Raw genomic sequence first — 18,403 nt, 5'->3', positions numbered from 1 at the left:
GAAAATTATCCTAACTCTTTAGTAACAAAATCATCTAGTTCAGCTAATGTCATTTCAACAGCTTTCTCATCTGTCGAACGCTTAACTTCAACGATTCCTTCAACAGCTTTTTTCCCAATTGTGATTCGAATTGGAGCACCAAGTAAATCAGCATCAGCAAATTTAACTCCTGCCCTTTCTTTTCGATCATCATATATTACATCATAATCAGTACTGTACTTTTGTTCAAGTTGCTCAGCTAATTTTAATTGCGTATCATCGTTCATTTTCATTTGCACGATATGAATATCAAATGGCGCTATTTCTTTTGGCCAAGCAATTCCAAATTTAGTTAAGTGCTGCTCAATTGCAGCTGATAAAACTCGCGTTACGCCAATTCCGTACGAACCCATGATCACTGGCTGAGCTTTACCATTTTGATCTAAGAAATTTGCCCCCATCGTTTTAGTGTAATAAGTACCCAGTTTAAAAATATGACCGACTTCAATTGAAGTAGTGAATTGTAATGGCAAATGATCAACTGGGTCAGGCTCACCCTCAGCGGCAACACGCAAATCGCCAAATTCGCTAACTTTAAAATCACGATTCAAATTGGCATTCTTAAACTGAGTATCCTGCTTATTTGCTCCTACAATAACATTATAGAGATTTTTAACCGTGTTATCAGCAATGATCTTATCAGCCCAGTCGGCATTCACAGGACCAACTCCGCCCTTGCCAACACCAGTTGCTTTTGCAAGTTCGTCATCAGTAGCGACACGCAAGGAATCAGCATTAAGAAAATGAGTTAGCTTAATTTCATTAATTTGCTTGTCACCTCGAATTAAAACTAAAACATGTTCTGTTTCATTTACCACATAAAGAACACTCTTAACAATTCTAGTTTCGGGTACTTGTAAAAAGCTAGCCAAATCAGCAATTGTTTCTTGTTCCGGAGTAGCGACTTCTTCTAGTTCACTGAGTTCTTCAGGATCCTGCTTAAATGTATCAACACTAGCAGCCATTTCTAAGTTGGCTGAGTATGTATTCGTCTCATTTGTTGCAATTGTGTCTTCTCCTATTGCAGCAGGTGCTTGGAATTCAGTGGAATTTCTACCTCCCATTGTTCCTGAATCGGCAATTACTGGTGTAACTTTCACGCCGCAACGATGAAATATAGCTTCAAATGCATGTTTTTCATCTTCAAATTGTTTATCAAGTTGTTCAGTAGTCGCCGCGAAACTATATGCATCAAGCATGATAAATTCACGAGTTCTTAACAGACCAAAGCGCGGGCGATTCTCATCACGAAACTTAGTTTGAATTTGGTAAAGAGCAATTGGCATTTGTTTATAGCTCTTTAAATTCTTTGCCACAATTTCAGTGAAGGTTTCTTCATGCGTTGGACCTAGAAGGCTTAAACGACCATGACGATCCTTTAACTGAAACATTATTGGACCGTATTTTTGCCAACGACCAGACTCTTCCCACAAAGTAGCAGGCAATAGTTCAGGCATTGCCATTTCAGGCACGTTGATTTTAGCCATTTCTTCTTCCATTATCTTTTCGACTTTGTTTAAAACACGGTAGCCTAACGGCAAATATGCGTAAACTCCTGCCGTAACTTGGCGGATATAACCGCCACGAAGCATTAGTTTGTGGCTTTCCGCAACAGCATCAGCTGGTGCTTCTTTTAAAGTAGGCATAAATATTTTAGATTGACGCATTAAATTTTCTCCCAGAAAAAACAATTTTTACATTTTTTACTTAATGAAATAGCGATAAATATCGTTGCCGGTAACGGCAATTATTAATAGTAACAATAAGCCAAATCCAACTAGTTCAACCATAGCTTCATGATCTTCAGAAATTGGTTTACCACGGAATATTTCGATGATATTTAATAGAAATTTACCACCATCTAGGCCAGGAATCGGAACCATGTTCACAATACCTAAGTTAATTGAAATCATTGCTAAAAAAGCTAGCAAATATGAAAAACCCATTTGCGAGACTTGCGAGGTCTGTGAATAAATTCCAACTGGACCTGATAGTTTGTTTAAACTGAAGTGGCTAATTAAGCCTCCAAGGGCATTAAATATCATTCCGGTAGTTGACACCGAAGTATCCCAACCCCGCTTCACTCTTGCAATAAAACTATTATCGCTTTTAGCTTTAATACCGATTTGATAAACAGTCTGTTTTTGAATCTTAACGGCTTTGGGTCGAACTTTGACACTTTTTTCTTGACCATTTTTGGCTAAAAGAATATTGAGATCTTTACCTTTACTTAAATCGATTTGGTTGGAAATCTCGTCAAAAGTGGTTGTTTTATGTCCATTAATTGAAATAACTTTTGAGCCTGGCTCAATCTTAGCTGTTTCTGCTGGCGATCCAGAAACAACAGTTGCAATAGTTGTAGTCGCTGGACCAGGAATAGTAAATGTCCAAATCATAAAGACAACAAAACCCAAAATGATATTCATCATGGGGCCAGCAATATTTGTCGCAAGTTTCTGCCATACATTTGCCTCTTGAAACTGCGTATCGCGCGGAGCAATGATTAATTCTGTTTTTGATTGATCGATAACAGTTGCATCATGGTTGACGGAATAAGTAACTAGTTTTTCGTCATCACCATTTTCAAAACCCTTGATAAATAAAGCATCTACTAAATCAACTTCTGTAATCTGGATTGGAATTCCTTCAATTGGTATATCCGACTCAGATGCATCAATTCTAACCACTTCATTTTGATTATTTAGTTGGCAAATAACAGTCATGCCAGCTGCAAGTTGTGTTTCGTCATCCTTACTTGCCAAACGAACATAACCACCAAGTGGAAGCCAGCGAATAGTGTAGGTAGTTGGATTACGTCTAACCTGAAAAAGTTTAGGTCCCATTCCAATTGAAAATTCACGCACTAAAATACCACTCTTTTTTGCCACGATAAAGTGCCCAAATTCATGAACAAAAACTAGCAAGCCGAATACAACTAAAAAAATTAGTATACCTCTCATGGAGTTCTCCTAATGTACAATTCCAAGTAATGCTGCAAAAACTGGAAGAACAAAGAGCATACTATCAAAACGATCTAAAATACCGCCATGACCAGGTAAAATTTTTCCTGAATCTTTCACGCCATAAAAGCGTTTATATGCTGACTCGACCAAATCTCCCATTTGCCCCACAATTGAAAGAACAAAGGCAAAAATTAGCATTTGCCATAAGGGAAAACCGACTTTAACAAAATATACGTAAATAGCCGCACAAATTACTGCACAAACGGTACCGCCAATTGAGCCTTCCCAGGTTTTGTTAGGACTAATTACCGGCCATAGTTTGTGCTTGCCAATTTCTCTACCAATCATATAAGCTCCGGTATCAGTTAACCAAACGACCACGAAAACATAGCACAGAAGCGCTAAACCATTAGAACTATTTCGAATGCTTGCCATATAGTGGAAACCTGTACCAATGTAAAGTGAGCCAAGGGTATAAACTCCAACGTCATCAAAGGTTGTCTTATTTTTTGATAAAACCGTCCAAGTGAGCATCATCATAATTAATGCAAAATAAATACCATACTTTGTCCAATGAAATGGCATTCCCTTAATAAAATTGTCTGGAACAGCCCAAGTAATGGTTGCCAAAAGAGCAAGTAAAAAGTTAACGGAAACTAATATTTGCTTCCTCATTAAGAAAATCTCACTAATACCCACTGCTGCAAAGGCAACGGTTAGCCAGTCCATCCAAAGACCACCAGCAATAACGATTGGAATAAATAAAATTAAAGCAATAACTGCAGTGATTACACGTTGTTTCATAAAATAACTACCTAACTATCCGATTCATCTAATTTACCATAACGGCGATGACGCTTTTGAAAATCAATAACAAAGTTTTGAAGGTCTTCTTTTGTAAAATCTGGCCAGTTTTTCGGACTAAATGCCAGTTCAGAATATGCTAGCTGCCAAAGCATGAAATTAGAAATACGTTGCTCTCCAGAAGTTCTTATTAATAAGTCCGGATCCCGGTATTGTTCAAAGCTAGCTGTCATTAACCGACTAGAAATCATTTCCTCATCAATTTGATTACTTGAAATAGCGCCAGTTTCAATTTGCTTACCAATTTCTTTAACAGCAGAAGTGATTTCGCTTCTGGAACCATAATTAAAGGCAAAATTCAAAACTAAGCCCGTATTATTGGCTGTTTGTGCCATTGCGCGCTGGACTACTTCATAAGTTTTAGGAGGTAATTCATTTAAATAACCCATAATATTAACTTTAACGTTTTTTTCCAATAAAGTTGGCATGAACTTATCAAAAAAGCGAACCGGTAAATTCATCAGGTAAGCTACTTCTTCTTTAGGACGAGCCCAGTTTTCAGTGGAAAAAGCATATAAAGAAAGTACTTTTATTCCAAGTTCATCAGCAGCTAAAGTAATTCGTTCGACGTTATTCATGCCCTCGTAATGACCAGCAATGCGTCGTTTTCCTTGCTTAGTTGCCCAACGACCATTACCGTCCATAATAATCGCAAGGTGATTTAATTGATTTTTATTCGCTGCCATCAGTTAGCCTTGAGTAATTTCTTTACGCTTCTGTTCGGCAAGTTCATCAACCTTCTTAGTAGCTTGATCAGTTACTTTTTGAACTTCTTTTTCAAGATTACGTTGCTCATCTTCAGTGATTTCGTCATCTTTTTGTTGCTTTTTTAAGCTGTTCATCGCATCACGGCGAATGTTCCTGATGGCAATTTTGCCTTCTTCAGCCAACTTATTCACTTCTTTAGCAATTTCCTGACGTCTTTCACCAGTTAATTGCGGAATAACCAATCTAATAACTTTTCCATCATTAGCTGGGGTTAACCCTAAATTTGACGCTAAAAGAGCATGTTCAATGTCATCCACACTATTTTGATCATATGGAGTAATCAAAAGTACGCGCGGCTCCGGAATAGTTACACTTGACATTTGAGTAAGGGGAGTTGGGGCTCCGTAATAATCAACTTTAACGCCATCAAGTAAAGCAGCATTGGCCACTCCTGCACGAATTGAGCCTAAATTGTTTTCAAAAACTGTAACCGACTTATCCATACTTTTTTTTGCTTTAGATATTACTTCATTATTCATTATTTGCCTCCTTCGATCACGGTTCCGATGTTTTCTCCAACAACAACCTTTTTGATGTTGCCTTCAGTATTGACGTTGAAAACGATTAGCGGAATATTTGTATCCATCGATAGCGAACTAGCGGTTCGGTCCATAACTTTTAAGTCTTTCGAAATAACATCAAGTTGGGTCAGTTCATTATATTTTTTAGCACTTGGGTCAATTTTTGGATCAGCGGAGTAAACCCCGTCAACACCATTTTTAGCCATTAAAATGACATCGGCCCCAATTTCAGCAGCTCGTAGAGCAGCAGTAGTATCGGTTGAGAAATATGGATTACCTGTTCCTCCGCCCATAATTACTACTCGACCCTTTTCTAAGTGGCGGATTGCTTTTCTTCTTATGTATGGTTCAGCAATTTGCCTCATCTCTATTGAGGTTTGCAGTCTAGTTGGGACACCAACATGCTCCAAACCATCTTGAAGCGCTAAACCGTTCATGATGGTGGCAAGCATTCCCATATAGTCAGCTTGTGAACGTTCCATACCAAGCTTTTCACCGGTTTCGCCGCGCCACATGTTACCGCCGCCACAGACAATACCGATTTCAACTCCTAAATCGTGAACTGACTTAATTTCTTCAGCTAAATGGCTGATAACCGTTGGGTCAATCCCGGTTCCATTATCGCCAGCCAATGCTTCTCCAGAAATCTTTAAAACAACTCGCTTATATTTAACTTGAGTCATGACACCCTCCTCTATTAACTTCAATTATTCTAACATATAAAGAAGTCAAATGTAGATTAACAAAATAAAAGACGGAAATTTTATTAAAAAATTAGTAAGCGATTTTTCGGTAAATTGTTCAAACTAATTAGCATGCATTTAATGTAATTTGGTTAGTTTACGTTTTAAAAACTATATTTCACCCAACCATTTCAACCGGCTTTAGTTTTTTTCTAACAAAAAACCCTGCTACATTGAAGCAGGGACTTTTAATTAAACTACTTTAAGTACTTTTGAGCATGTCGTGCTGCATTTCTACCTGAATAAAAAGCATATCCAGCACAAGTTCCTGGCATGTTAGGGCCGTACGTGTCGCCTATTAATCCGGCGGCATCATTTCCAGTAGCATAAACACCTTCTATTGGTTTACCTTTTTCATCCTCAATTTCGTTATTTGGAGTTATTCTTAAACCACCCAGAGTACAAAATGCGCCAATAGATAGTTCAAAGCCATAAAATGGGCCTTTTTCAACTTTTCTAAGGAATTTACTCTCTTTTCCGTAAACCTTGTCTTTTCCTGCATCAACGTAGCCATTATATTCACTAATTGTATTGACAAGAGTTTCTTTTGACAGATTCATTTTTTCGGCTAATTCTTCAATCGTATTGGCTTTAAAAATGAAAGATTTTTTTTGACGAACTGCATCATTTATTTCAGTTTGAAGTTTATCCATTTTATGCCCACGCTTAATATAAACGCCAAGACCCATAAAGTTCCCTTTTTCAGCCATTTCTTCGATGTTCTTAGTATCTAAAATACTGTAGACCTTGTTTTGACTATATAAAGCATTACCAGCATACGAGAAGTTATAAACAACGGATTCATCAACAAATCTTTCGCCGTTTTCATTTACCCATAAAAGTGGTTGTTGTCCAGCTGCAACATTCATCTGACTTCTCATCATCTTAAATGATGGTTCTCCTGAATCTTTCAAATAGCCTCCAAATAGCATCGCGGTGCCCATTCCGTATTTCTGACCACCAACATGCCAGCCCAGCCTCAAACCATCTCCAGTACCCTTTCCACAAGATACGGTGATCATTCTAGATAAATCATAGTTCGTTTCTTTAGCCATCATTTCGTCGTTATTTAAGTAGCCTCCTGAAGCAAGAATTACTACTTTAGCAGTGATAGTATCAATATCGCCATTTACTTCATTTCGAATAGTTACTTTCTTATTACCATCATAATCAACTTCTAAATTTATAGCAGAAGTTGAAGTTAAAAGTTCGCCACCGAGTTCTTTAAACTTTGGTTCCAAAGCGCTGTGCATCGCACCATCACCGTATCCTTTATAGATGTGCCAGGTTGCTTCTCCTGCCCCCATTGCTTGGACTCCTTCATATTCAACACCTTCATCGTGAAGCCATTTAACGTTTTCAGCACTGGTATCTAAGTATCTACGCCAAATTCTGGAGTCAGCTTTAAAATTAGAATACTCAACTTCTTCTTTTAGAACATCTATAGTTGAAACATCAATGCCTTTCTCTTTCTGAAGATAAGAGCCTACTGCAAATAATCCTTCACTGTAATTTGCCGAACCACCAGTGTGGCGACCTTTTTCTAGCATTAAAACACTATTTCCGCTTTCAACGGCTGTCAGCGCAGCTGCTTGACCTGCAGCACCAGATCCTACAACAACTACATCGTATTCATTCAACCTTGATATAACCATAAATAATAACCTCCTGAAATTTAATTTTTGCTTTAATTGTATCTGCTTACAACATATAATTATAGGTATAATCTATTTCGTCAGCCGAAGATAGGAGTTCGTCTAATAATGAATTTTAATCAGCTAAGTACTTTTCTCACCGTGGTAGAAACCGGTAGCTTTCAAAAGACTGCAGAAGTGCAATACATCAGTCAACGAGCAGTTTCTCAATCAATGCAAAAGCTTGAAGATGAACTCGGCTTTAAGCTGTTTGAACGCGGTATAAACAAAATTTCTATCACTGAACAAGGAGAAGCTTTTTTCTTAAAAACCAAAGACCTAATGCATAGTTTTTCGGTCGAGATTAATTCGCTGAGACATCAAACGTCAGCAACTTATAAAGAAATAAAAGTTGGATACTTTTCTCCGTTCGAAGGAACATTAGTGCTTCACAAAATTTATCAATTCAATAAAAAAGATTCTTCAGTTAAATTTAAAATAACTGAAGAAAATATTGAACATTTGATATCCGATGTATCATTGGGGATTCTAGATTTAGCTTTTATTTTAGACTACGGGTCCCAGGAGTTTTTAACTAACAATCTTACCAATAGAAGTGTATTTCAAAGCACTATGATAATAGGCGTCAGCAAACTTAATCCATTAAGTAAAAAAAACGCTTTTCCTTTATCCGCTTTAAGCGAAAAGCCAATGCTTTATTATGGTCCTGAAAAAACCAATTATTTAAAGCACGCTTTTTTAGCAACGCTGCCGGAAAGTTACCGAAATATCCCAGTTGCACGTGTATCAACAATTGAGCAGATGCAAATACTAGTTGCCACCAATCAAGCACATGCCTATTATCCTGACGAATTAGTACAACGTACATCTCCGCCAAACTCAAAAATTAAATATTTACCTCTAGATAGCCTTGACAACAATAGAATTACACAAAAATATAGGGTTCAAGCAATTTACAAAAGGCGTAGTAAGAAAGCTAACCTAATTGATGATTTTTTAAATTCGGAAAAATAAAAATCCATTCAGCATGAATGGATTTTGTGAGTTAAATTCTTTTATTTCTTGTTTGCAACAACAAATTGTATAACGAGCCATATAAATTGGACTCATTTCTATATTTGGCAGCTACAATTTTAGGCTTAATTAAAGTTGAGCCAATAATCGAATTATATTCATTAACTAGTCGATCATATGCTTGGTTAATTCCTTCAATTAGAATTGGCTGAGCACTTATTCCGCCTCCAATAGCAACTTTGCTTGGATCAGTTACAGTTTGCATATTGAGAATTAATGTCGCAATGGATAGACAATATTCATCAAAAATTTCAACTGCCCTAGGCACTTTATTTTTAATTGCTTCAAAAGCATGAACACCGTCATTTTCTTCCGCATAAGCCAGTTTACGATTTATTTCTTTAACAAAACGTACCGCAGAGCAAAGTCGGCCAACGCTACCCTGCATGTTTTTAGGAGCAGAAACATTACAAATCATAAAGCTCATTTCACCAGCTTGATAATGAGCACCCTGTAAAAGATGACCATCAGCAATAATACCACCACCAACTCCGGTGCCTAAAGTTAGTACTGCACAGTTCTTTTCATCTTTTAGACTACCAAGCCAGCTTTCAGCAAGAATGCTAGCTTTACCATCATTGATTACAGTTACGGGGAAATTTTCAGTTTGATAAATTCTTCCAAAATCAATCCCATCAAGAAAAGATATTGCCCCACCAAACCTGATAGTCGTGTCTTCAATTTTACCTGGGGCACAAATTGCAAGACCTTCTATATCCCTGGAATACTTCTTAACAATTCGATCAACTTTATCGAGAAAATCCACTCTGTTATCCGGAGTACTTACTTTACCCTTCTCTCGAATGTTTCCTAACGCATCTATTTGCGCAAACTTTATCTCTGTCCCACCAATATCAACACTTAAATAAATCTTCATACTAACTCTTCACCAAAAATTCTAGTTATACATTTTTGAATAGCACTTTATCAATTGGCTATAATAAAGTACTTTTTACGCTTAAAATTATAACTTAATTAGAGAGTTGCTTTAACTGAATTTATTTTTTCTTTAGTTGTTTTCCAGCGTTTCGACCAAAAGTCTGTGCGTGACTTGATTCTAATTCTTGAACACAGTCATTATATGAATCCTGAAGAAATTTCCTGATTCGTTACGATCATCATCTATGTGCTTAGTTTACTTTTTTACAGTATTCGTAACTAATCACTGTTAGATCTTTAAAAGCACAGTAACCTATGAGTTTCACGATGGAACCAGTTTGCAACTTTATCTCTATATTCAAAAAATTAAACATCTCCTTGCTCAGTTCTTGAGTAGAATCATCTTGATGTCCTCTTTCCAAGCGTTAATTTCTTTATTCACAGAAGAGTGGTTAGAAAATGATGGCAAACATTTTTTTCAGTTAGGCCTTATGTGGAAGGTATCATGTTTTTCAACAAGTAGGTCAACACTTTCGTCGTCTCGAAGGTGCGATTCTTTCAAAAACCAGCTTTTTGTTTGGAAGGGGAAAAGACCTTAAGAAATACGCCAGTCGTTGACGTACTGATGAAAGCAATCTTTACCTTCTTGTATTTCAATATAGTATATTCAATTATAATCGAATTAAAATTTTAAAATCACCCAATGAGCAAAATAAACTTACGTTATTTTCGCCTTTAATTGCAAATTAATCGACATTATTAAAGCACAAAAGAGCTCCTATCCATAAGAATAAGAGCTCGATTATCAAGTTATTTTTAATTTATAAATATCTTTCGAAACTAACGCGGTCTTATATTCACATCATTAACAGTGTTCTTTTCTTCCAAAACTCTTTCCATTAAGTTCTTATCCACAAAGCACTCAATAATCGTTCTCGCCATAGCTTTAGCAGATCGAGAAATTGCTTTATGAGATATATCAGTGCCACTTAGCTTTTCATATTCTGCTGTATGCAAAGATGTTCTAGTCTTATGGAGGCTGAAATATGGATTAGTAGTGGGCATGATTTGACTAACGTTACCAAAGTCAGTTGAACCATAATCATCGGGAAAGCCTGGCAAAACAGGTTCTCCTAAATCCTCTAGCGATCTTCGACAAATGTCGCCTAAAGTTTGATTGTATACTCTAGCCCCATATCCAGGCTTTTCAGTAATGTTTGCATCACACCCTGTAGCTATAGCTGCTCCTTGAACGCAATTCTTAACTTTTTGGACCAAGTCTTTTAATTCATTCTCTTCCATACAACGCAAGCTAAAGCTAATTTTTGTGCGCTCAGGAATAATGTTTGTAGCATCGCCACCATCATTTATAATCCCAGATAATCTAACATCAGAAGTTAGCTGTTGCCTTAATAGTCCAATCGCAACAAAAAACAAATTTGCTGCATCTAAGGCATTATGCCCTTTAAAAGGCTGACTAGCAGCATGAGCAGCCAGGCCAACGTATTCTATTTCTAAATTATACGTTGCCGTGCATCTCCCCGCAATGCGCGTTGTGCCAGAACTTGGGTGAACCATTAACGAAGCATCAACATCTTTAAAGGCTCCTCTTTCAAGTAATTTAATCTTTCCACCACCACCTTCTTCAGCTGGACTACCAATCAGCGATACTTTTCCAGCAATGTTAAACTTTTTCATCGCTTGACGACAAGCCAAAAATGTACCAATAGCAGCTGTTGCAATAATATTATGTCCACAACCATGCCCAATTTTTGGCAGAGCATCAAACTCTGCTAGTACGGCAAAATGATATTCAGGCTTTCCTTGAACAAATGTAGCTTCAAAAGCTGTTGGAATATCACAAAAATTATCTTGCAGTTTAACTTCTTGAGTTTGTAAATAATCTTTGATTTTTTTGACTGTTTCAAACTCGTGATAACCGAGTTCCGGATGGTCGTGGATATCTTGACTTAATGCAAATAAACCATTCTGAAGCTCATCTACCTTATGATTTATTTCTGAAGTAATTTCTGCTTTCATTAATATCGTTCCTTTTTAAATTTAAAATAAGTTGATTGCAGCACCTATAAGCGAGCAAGCTAGAACTCCTAGTAAAACTGTAGTATATTTAACCTTTCTCTTGGTAATTAAGTAGTAAATCAAAAAGACAATTGCAAATGGTAACAAACCAGGAATAATCTGATCAACATAAGATTGAATTGGTTGCAGCGTTTTTCCAATCATTACTTTAGGTTTAAGTGATAATTTAACATATTGTGAAGATAAAGCCCCCATCATGAACATTCCGAGTACACCTGCGGCAGTTATAAATTGGTTGATTCTTCCATTTTTCAAAACTTGTAAAATGCTTCTTTTACCAAACTTGTAGCCAAAATTCCAAAGATAATAACTAAGAACTGTTGAAATTGCACTACAAATAACAAATGGACCAATGCCAGCAACCCAACTCCCAGCAGAAGCTAACGGTAAAAATAATCCTACTACAATCGGTCTAATTGTTCCCCAATCGATGGTATCACCAATGCCAGCTAAAGGACCCATCATTCCAGTCTTCAGACCTGTAATCATTTCATCTGATATTTCTGCACCTTGCGACTTTTGTTCTTCCATAGAAATTACAACACCATGTATCAAACTTCCCCAAATCCCTTCGGTATTAAAGAAAGTCAAATGTCTTTTTAAAGCCGCTGATAAATCCTTATCATCTTTATAAAGCCGTTTTAATATGGGAGAAAGACTTGCCGCAAAAGCCAAACTCTGCAAACGCTCATATGAGTTGGATAATTCACAAGTACCCAACCAGAGCATCCAAGATTTTACAATATCCTTCTTAGACAGTACTTTTTGTTCAGTATTGACAATTTTATTATTTTCAGCGTTTTCTTCAGAATCTTTAACCTTGGTTTTAGTAAACGTGATATGTAGAAAAGCCAAAAACGCACCAAACAGTGACATGGCAATCATGTTTACTTGTGAAGCATACTGGCAAAAGAAAAAGCCAAAAATGAAGTAAGGAATCAAGTCTTTGCGCCCAATAACTGAAATTGTAATCGCAAATCCTAATGCTGGCAAAACACTACCAGTTACTTTCAAGCCTTCCATAATCCAATTTGGCAAGACGGCCATAAAGCGACTAACTGCGTTAGGACCTAAATAAATTGCCAATGTAACTGGTATAATATAAATAAAAACCAGTGACAGAGTCGGGTATAGTAAGTGAGCCCGCATAACACCATTGGCATTCCCTTTTTCAGCGTAGCTATCGGCCATGTGTATCCATACTGCATTAATTGTTCTACGAATATAGTCTAGCAAAACTCCTAATAAGCCTACCGGGACTGCTAAACTGACTGCCACAGCTGGTGACATATGAGAAACCAAAGCTAAGGGGACAGCAACGAATGTCGCTAATACTTGGTCAGACGGAATATTTCCACCAGGTTGAATAACAGCAATATAAAGAGCTTGAATGGCTGCTCCAATTATCATAGCTCGGGGCACGTCACCTAAAACAATTCCAATTAGCAATGCACCAAACAAGACAATATTTTTCGGCCAAGTATACAGAATTCCCATACGACAAAAGCAAAACAGAATTCCGAGTATAATTGCTTGTATAATAGTCATAATTTCACTTCCTTTTTAATCAGCTAGTAAGTTAAAACTTTTTTTCGATCTTTTCTAACTTAAGTTCTTTATCTTCAGGCACGGTCTGTAAGAATATATTCTTACCCTGAGCCTCTAAATCTCTCAACTCATCGTACTCTTTTTTTGTTAAAGTGATATTATTGTAGACAACGGTTCTTCCTTGTCCACCACCAATGCCACCAATTTGGATACTATCAAAGGGCAAATATATTTGGGAAGCCTTCATTAATGCTGTAATATCCCTAAAAAGAACAATTGAATGAGTTAAATCACGATTCTCAAGAAAAGGCTGCATTTCTTCGTCAATTGGTTTTACAATTAACGCCACGCCTTCTGGTGCTGCCATTTCGAAAACTTCTATCATAAACTGGTCAGAAGCTAATTCATCATCTAAAATAATGACTTCTCTAGCATCAACTTGCTTGATCCAACGAGTTACTACTTGTCCATGTAATAAACGGCTGTCAACTCTTACTAATCCTACCATACTCTCCATATTTTCATCTCCAATATCTAAAACTAGTTATTAAGTCTACTTAACGTAAATACTGATAGATAATGATACCGGTTTCATTATCTTTAATCTTAATATTATTAAATATTTTCAATTTGTCAATATCATTTCTAAAAAATTTTAAAGAGGATAAACTATGAAAGACATGAATGATCTAAAAGCTAAAATTAATGCTTTATTCCCATCAATGACTACTAAGAAAAAACGTATTGCTCAATACATTTTAAACAATTATAGCAAGGCTAAGGTAGAAACAATTTCTCAAATTGCTCAAATGTGTGAAGTTTCCACTGGGACAGTGTCCTTATTTGCACATGATTTAGGGTTAAATGGCTTTAAAGAGCTTTCAGTACTGATGTCTAATGATAATGATTACAATAACTTTTTAAATGTTGTTACTGATCAAAGCAGTAATGCAAATATTGTTGACAAAGTAGTTAAATCTAACATTGTAAACATCAACAACACAACTAAGAATATTAATATCAACGAAATCGAAAAGGCTTCTCAGTGGATTATTAATTCTAAAGAAACGGTAATATTTGGTCTTGGTGGATCAGCTGGCATTGCAGCCGAAGCTTATAATATGTTTTTAAAAACACCGGTAAACATTAAGTTTAACCAAGATTATCATATACAGCTAGCCCTAGCGGGAAAAATGTCATCAAATGATTGTGCCATTATTATTTCTCATAGTGGGAGTAGCGAGGACATTCTGAGAGTTGTTAAAATTCTAAAATCTAACAATGTAAGGATAATTGCCATTACCAGTTTCGACAACACAAAATTAACTAGTAAAGCAGATATCTACTTTTTGTCCATTACTGACGAATTTAAATATGACGATATTCCTATTTATTCGCGTAGAATACCTCAAATGCTAATATTGGACATTTTATTCACTATTGTTGTCCATCAAGACAGTGAAAAGACTATACCCAACGTAAAAAAGCTACGCCAGGCACTTCAATTAACCAATAAAAATCTCTTTTAGTTCCTGAAATTAAACTATAATAAAAAAGCCGCATTCAATATATTTGGATACGACTTTTTTATAAAAATATATACAACTTTAAATTACAGCTTTCTTCAACTGTATCTAAATAAATTGTAATTTATTTATTTCATTTGTTCTTTAACTTCAGCGGCAAAATCTTCTTGCTTCTTTTCGATGCCTTCGCCCACTTCATAACGAGTAAATGCATCAACTTCGCAACCTTCTGATTTTGCATATTCAGCAACTGTCATATCGCCATCTTTAACATAAGGTTGATCGACAAGACATATTTCGCTTAAATACTTATTTACGCGGCCTTCAACAATCTTAGGAATAATGTTTGCTGGCTTACCTTCTTTTTCAGTTTCCTTAGTGAAAACAGCTTTTTGACGGTCAAAGTCAGCCTTTGGAACTGATTCCTTGTTTAAGTATTCAGGATTAATTGCAGCAACATGCATTGCAATGTTCTTAGCTGCTTCTTCATTGCTACCCTTTAAGGTAACAACAGCAACAATTGCACCACCGTTATGCTTGTACGCACCAAATACTTCATCATCGTTCTTACTGATTAAGTCAAATCTTCTTAAGGTAATCTTTTCGCCAATCACAGCAGTTAAATTAGTAATTGCTTCACCAATAGTTGATTCACGCATTGGAGCCTGCAAAGCTTCTTCAACGTTAGCTGGTTTAGCAACAAGAATAGCCTTAGTTACATCATCTACTAATTTGATGAACTTATCATTTGATGAAACAAAATCAGTTTCCGAGTTAATTTCAACCAAAGCAGCAGCATTGCCTTCAAAAGCGAATTCTGCTAAACCTTCAGCAGCAATTCGGCCACTCTTCTTAGCAGCTTTGGCAACACCATTTTCTCTTAAAATATCAATTGCCTTTTCAATGTCTCCATTAGCTTCAACCAAAGCCTTCTTGGAGTCCATCATTCCAGCACCAGTACGATCACGTAACTCTTTAACTTGTTTAGCAGTAATATTTGCCATTGATGTTTCCTTCCGAATAAAAGCTAACTAATAAACTATTCTTCTTCTGAACTTTCTTCAGTTTCAGGTGCTGCTTCTTCAGCAACTTCAGGTTCAGTATTTTCAACCATTTCAGCTTCAACGTTAGCATCGCTGTCGTCTCGACCTTGCTTGCCTTCGATAACCGCATCAGCCATTGCACCTGTAATTAAGCGAATCGCACGAATAGCATCATCGTTTGAAGGAATAACAACATCAACTGGATCAGGATCAGTATTAGTGTCAACCATGGCTACAACTGGGATTCCCAAAATGTTTGCTTCGTGTACAGCAATCTTTTCCTTCTTAGGATCAACTACAAACAACACATCTGGAATCCTAGGCATATCTTCAATACCACCTAAAAATCTCTCAAGCTTGTCTTTTTCTTTAGTCAAAAGTGAAGCTTCCTTCTTAGGTAATACATCAAAAGTGCCGTCTTCTGACATCTTCTTTAAATCTTTTAATCTTTGTACTCGGCTCTGAATAGTCTTCCAGTTAGTCAAAGTACCACCTAACCAACGTTGGTTAACGTAATATTGACCTGCACGAGTTGCTTCTTCAGCAATAGAATCTTGGGCTTGTTTCTTAGTACCTACAAACAGAATCACGCCACCATCTTGAGCAACAGCTCTGACAAATGCATGAGCATCATCTAACATCTTGATTGTCTTTTGCAAATCGATAATGTAGATGCCATTTCTTTGAGTGAAGATATAAGGAGCCATCTTAGGATCCCATCTTCTGGTTTGGTGACCAAAGTGGACACCAGCTTCAAGTAATTGTTTCATTGAAACTACTGACATAATAACTTCCTCCTACGGTTTTATACTTCTCAAGCGATCATTTCAACGTTTCACCATTGTGTGGCACCAAAACGTTGATCACTCTTGATGTTTAACTTGTGCATGCTGTGACACACAAATAAAATCATACTAGATTTAAGCCAAAGATGCAAGACTAAAAGTCAACTCCGTGTTCATGCAAAAACTCTTCTTTCCATTGCCGACTATGGTGCTTAAACCAATATTCTCTTTTTAATGCAAGTCTCTTATCGGTAAACTTTTCATGATATATCATTCTTACCGGTCTTCTGAATTTGGTGTACTTAGCCCCTTTTCCCTTGTTGTGGGTCTCTATACGCTTCTTTAGGTCATTAGTAAACCCGCCATAAAAAGTGCCATCATTACAAAGTAAAACATAAAAGTAATATGGCTTACCTTCATCATGTTTAGCTTTGTCTTCATCACTTTCACGAATAACTCGTTGAATTGCGGGCAAAAAATTGCCATCTTTGTCATGAACTTCTATTGCATCTTTTAAAACTAGTCCATCACTTGCAGTATGCCTAACTGCTTCAATAATTATTAAATTTGTTTCTTCACCGCGATGAGAAACATAAGGTTGAATGAATTTAATGCTTAAATCATGTTTTAAGCAAAAATAAGCAATTTCATTTAGCCTTTCAGGACGATGTACCATGTACATTTTCCCTTTCATTTTTAACAAAGCACTTGCAACAGTAATGATTTCTTCCAAGTTAATTAATAGTTCGTGACGAGCAATGGCTTTTTTGGGATCAGGATTAACTTTGTGATCTTTAACAACCTTAAAGTATGGCGGATTGACAACGACGACATCATAGGAATCTTTGCGCAAAAACTGCGACGCATCTTTAACATTCTTTTGATGAATTTGGATACGATTTTCCATTTGGTTTAGTTCAACTGATCGACGTGCCTGGTCAGCTATCTCTTCTTGAATCTCTACGGCATCATATTTTGCTTGATTGAAATAAGCCATGTACATTGTGGCAGCGCAGTTACCAGCACATAAGTCTGCAACTTTTGAACTGTCTTTAATTGATTCTTTTGCCAGTGCAGCTAACAGCAGTGTATCGAGTGAAAAACTAAAGGCTTCTTTATCTTGAATTATCCTTAAGTTATCACTGTACATATAGTCAACTCGTTCATTTTTCATCAAATTTGCCATAAAAATTTTATCCTCTCGCAAAGCTCTGTTATAATATTTTACATCAAATCGGAGGAAATTATGTTTTATCATATCATTCGTCCAATTGCCCGCTTTGTTGTCTGGCTAATTAATGGACATTTACACGTCAATCATAAGGAACGCATTCCCGAAGGAAACTACATTTTAGCTGCTCCTCATCGAACTTGGTGGGAACCGATTTTATTTGCGCTAGCGGCTAGCCCGAAAGAATTTATGTTTATGACTAAGATTGAACTATTCAAATACCCTATTTTAAACGTCATTTTAAAGCATGCGCACGCTTTTCCAGTAGACCGTGATAATCCCGGTCCTTCATCCTTAAAAACACCAATCAAGGGACTAAAAAGCGGTAATTATTCACTAATTATCTTTCCTTCTGGAACTAGGCATTCTACACAACTAAAAGGCGGAACAATTGCAATTGCCAAACTTTCAGGTAAACCAATTGTTCCGGTAGTATATCAAGGCCCATTAACTTTTACCGGTCTATTAAAAAGAAAACCCCTCGAAGTTTGCTTTGGCGCTCCTATTCAAGTTGACCGCAAAATCAAATTAACTCATGAAAATGAAGCAGTCTTTGATAAGCAATTACAGGATGCCTGGGATAAAATTGACTTTGAGCAGAACCCAAATTTCCATTATTTAGCAAAATAAAAAAGATTGAGTACTTTTTGGCTCAGTCTTTTTT

The 18,403-nt window shown here is 36.5% G+C and carries 17 protein-coding genes; 3 read left to right on the top strand and 14 right to left on the bottom strand.

The window, feature by feature from the left end; translation table 11 throughout:
• Window positions 1-5: 5 nt before the first annotated feature.
• From AC2JF9_RS00695 to vprA, 7 genes are all read right to left on the bottom strand, one after another.
• Entirely contained in the window at window positions 6-1,706 is a 1,701-nt protein-coding gene (locus tag AC2JF9_RS00695) for a proline--tRNA ligase (RefSeq protein WP_500724752.1), read from the bottom strand.
• A 36-nt stretch (window positions 1,707-1,742) separates the two neighbouring features.
• Window positions 1,743-2,999, bottom strand: a complete 1,257-nt coding sequence (gene rseP, locus AC2JF9_RS00690) for an RIP metalloprotease RseP (RefSeq protein ID WP_500724751.1) — start codon at window positions 2,997-2,999, stop codon at window positions 1,743-1,745.
• Window positions 3,000-3,008: 9 nt separating this feature from the next.
• The gene (locus AC2JF9_RS00685) at window positions 3,009-3,806 is read right to left on the bottom strand and encodes a phosphatidate cytidylyltransferase (protein ID WP_500724750.1); all 798 of its coding nucleotides are present in this window, start codon (window positions 3,804-3,806) and stop codon (window positions 3,009-3,011) included.
• Window positions 3,807-3,817: 11 nt separating this feature from the next.
• Complete coding sequence (gene uppS, locus AC2JF9_RS00680) at window positions 3,818-4,552, bottom strand: undecaprenyl pyrophosphate synthase (protein WP_500724749.1); 735 nt, start codon at window positions 4,550-4,552, stop codon at window positions 3,818-3,820.
• Between the two features lie 3 nt (window positions 4,553-4,555).
• A complete protein-coding gene (gene frr / locus AC2JF9_RS00675; protein WP_500724747.1) occupies window positions 4,556-5,113 on the bottom strand; it encodes a ribosome recycling factor in 558 nt (185 codons plus the stop codon).
• Entirely contained in the window at window positions 5,113-5,838 is a 726-nt protein-coding gene (gene pyrH / locus AC2JF9_RS00670) for a UMP kinase (RefSeq protein ID WP_500724746.1), read from the bottom strand. The genes frr and pyrH overlap by 1 nt, the downstream gene beginning before the upstream one ends.
• A 257-nt stretch (window positions 5,839-6,095) precedes the next feature.
• A complete protein-coding gene (vprA, locus tag AC2JF9_RS00665) occupies window positions 6,096-7,553 on the bottom strand; it encodes a vinyl phenol reductase (RefSeq protein WP_500724745.1) in 1,458 nt (485 codons plus the stop codon).
• 108 nt (window positions 7,554-7,661) lie between these two features.
• Here vprA and AC2JF9_RS00660 point away from each other — a divergent pair, with 108 nt between their 5' ends.
• Window positions 7,662-8,567 (top strand): LysR family transcriptional regulator, encoded by a 906-nt coding sequence (locus AC2JF9_RS00660; RefSeq protein WP_500724744.1) that lies wholly within the window; start codon window positions 7,662-7,664, stop codon window positions 8,565-8,567.
• 31 nt (window positions 8,568-8,598) lie between these two features.
• Here AC2JF9_RS00660 and AC2JF9_RS00655 read toward each other — a convergent pair whose 3' ends face one another.
• The 4 genes from AC2JF9_RS00655 to AC2JF9_RS00640 form a co-directional block, all read right to left on the bottom strand.
• Window positions 8,599-9,504 carry an ROK family protein gene (locus AC2JF9_RS00655; protein ID WP_500724743.1) on the bottom strand — a complete coding sequence of 302 codons (906 nt, stop codon included), beginning with the start codon at window positions 9,502-9,504 and terminating at the stop codon, window positions 8,599-8,601.
• 842 nt (window positions 9,505-10,346) lie between these two features.
• A complete protein-coding gene (locus AC2JF9_RS00650) occupies window positions 10,347-11,546 on the bottom strand; it encodes a M20 family metallopeptidase (RefSeq protein ID WP_500724742.1) in 1,200 nt (399 codons plus the stop codon).
• Between the two features lie 21 nt (window positions 11,547-11,567).
• Entirely contained in the window at window positions 11,568-13,154 is a 1,587-nt protein-coding gene (locus tag AC2JF9_RS00645; RefSeq protein ID WP_500724740.1) for a PTS system mannose/fructose/sorbose family transporter subunit IID, read from the bottom strand.
• Between the two features lie 31 nt (window positions 13,155-13,185).
• A complete protein-coding gene (locus AC2JF9_RS00640) occupies window positions 13,186-13,671 on the bottom strand; it encodes a PTS sugar transporter subunit IIB (protein ID WP_500724738.1) in 486 nt (161 codons plus the stop codon).
• A 154-nt stretch (window positions 13,672-13,825) separates the two neighbouring features.
• Between AC2JF9_RS00640 and AC2JF9_RS00635 the strand changes: the two genes are divergently transcribed.
• Window positions 13,826-14,683 (top strand): MurR/RpiR family transcriptional regulator, encoded by an 858-nt coding sequence (locus AC2JF9_RS00635; RefSeq protein WP_500724737.1) that lies wholly within the window; start codon window positions 13,826-13,828, stop codon window positions 14,681-14,683.
• A 125-nt stretch (window positions 14,684-14,808) separates the two neighbouring features.
• On the opposite strand, the gene tsf is transcribed toward AC2JF9_RS00635, so the two are convergent.
• The 3 genes from tsf to AC2JF9_RS00620 form a co-directional block, all read right to left on the bottom strand.
• Window positions 14,809-15,684, bottom strand: a complete 876-nt coding sequence (gene tsf, locus AC2JF9_RS00630) for a translation elongation factor Ts (protein ID WP_500724736.1) — start codon at window positions 15,682-15,684, stop codon at window positions 14,809-14,811.
• A 35-nt stretch (window positions 15,685-15,719) separates the two neighbouring features.
• On the bottom strand, window positions 15,720-16,508 hold the full coding sequence (rpsB, locus tag AC2JF9_RS00625; protein ID WP_500724734.1) for a 30S ribosomal protein S2: 789 nt from the start codon (window positions 16,506-16,508) through the stop codon (window positions 15,720-15,722).
• Between the two features lie 154 nt (window positions 16,509-16,662).
• Complete coding sequence (locus AC2JF9_RS00620; protein WP_500724733.1) at window positions 16,663-17,694, bottom strand: GIY-YIG nuclease family protein; 1,032 nt, start codon at window positions 17,692-17,694, stop codon at window positions 16,663-16,665.
• Window positions 17,695-17,754: 60 nt separating this feature from the next.
• Here AC2JF9_RS00620 and AC2JF9_RS00615 point away from each other — a divergent pair, with 60 nt between their 5' ends.
• The gene (locus AC2JF9_RS00615) at window positions 17,755-18,369 is read left to right on the top strand and encodes a lysophospholipid acyltransferase family protein (protein WP_500724732.1); all 615 of its coding nucleotides are present in this window, start codon (window positions 17,755-17,757) and stop codon (window positions 18,367-18,369) included.
• Window positions 18,370-18,403 lie beyond the last annotated feature (34 nt).

The organism is Lactobacillus sp. C449L, from assembly GCF_059900815.1.
The sequence above is the reverse complement of the archived record's forward strand: the minus strand, read 5'-3'. Positions and strand labels throughout refer to the sequence as shown.

Bases quoted from the DNA above. Each gene is read 5' to 3' on its own strand.
- AC2JF9_RS00695 (WP_500724752.1), bottom strand. From the start codon at position 1,706: ATGCGTCAATCTAAAATATTTATGCCTACTTTAAAAGAAGCACCAGCT.
- rseP (WP_500724751.1), bottom strand. From the start codon at position 2,999: ATGAGAGGTATACTAATTTTTTTAGTTGTATTCGGCTTGCTAGTTTTT.
- AC2JF9_RS00685 (WP_500724750.1), bottom strand. From the start codon at position 3,806: ATGAAACAACGTGTAATCACTGCAGTTATTGCTTTAATTTTATTTATT.
- uppS (WP_500724749.1), bottom strand. From the start codon at position 4,552: ATGGCAGCGAATAAAAATCAATTAAATCACCTTGCGATTATTATGGAC.
- frr (WP_500724747.1), bottom strand. From the start codon at position 5,113: ATGAATAATGAAGTAATATCTAAAGCAAAAAAAAGTATGGATAAGTCG.
- pyrH (WP_500724746.1), bottom strand. From the start codon at position 5,838: ATGACTCAAGTTAAATATAAGCGAGTTGTTTTAAAGATTTCTGGAGAA.
- vprA (WP_500724745.1), bottom strand. From the start codon at position 7,553: ATGGTTATATCAAGGTTGAATGAATACGATGTAGTTGTTGTAGGATCT.
- AC2JF9_RS00660 (WP_500724744.1), top strand. From the start codon at position 7,662: ATGAATTTTAATCAGCTAAGTACTTTTCTCACCGTGGTAGAAACCGGT.
- AC2JF9_RS00655 (WP_500724743.1), bottom strand. From the start codon at position 9,504: ATGAAGATTTATTTAAGTGTTGATATTGGTGGGACAGAGATAAAGTTT.
- AC2JF9_RS00650 (WP_500724742.1), bottom strand. From the start codon at position 11,546: ATGAAAGCAGAAATTACTTCAGAAATAAATCATAAGGTAGATGAGCTT.
- AC2JF9_RS00645 (WP_500724740.1), bottom strand. From the start codon at position 13,154: ATGACTATTATACAAGCAATTATACTCGGAATTCTGTTTTGCTTTTGT.
- AC2JF9_RS00640 (WP_500724738.1), bottom strand. From the start codon at position 13,671: ATGGAGAGTATGGTAGGATTAGTAAGAGTTGACAGCCGTTTATTACAT.
- AC2JF9_RS00635 (WP_500724737.1), top strand. From the start codon at position 13,826: ATGAAAGACATGAATGATCTAAAAGCTAAAATTAATGCTTTATTCCCA.
- tsf (WP_500724736.1), bottom strand. From the start codon at position 15,684: ATGGCAAATATTACTGCTAAACAAGTTAAAGAGTTACGTGATCGTACT.
- rpsB (WP_500724734.1), bottom strand. From the start codon at position 16,508: ATGTCAGTAGTTTCAATGAAACAATTACTTGAAGCTGGTGTCCACTTT.
- AC2JF9_RS00620 (WP_500724733.1), bottom strand. From the start codon at position 17,694: ATGGCAAATTTGATGAAAAATGAACGAGTTGACTATATGTACAGTGAT.
- AC2JF9_RS00615 (WP_500724732.1), top strand. From the start codon at position 17,755: ATGTTTTATCATATCATTCGTCCAATTGCCCGCTTTGTTGTCTGGCTA.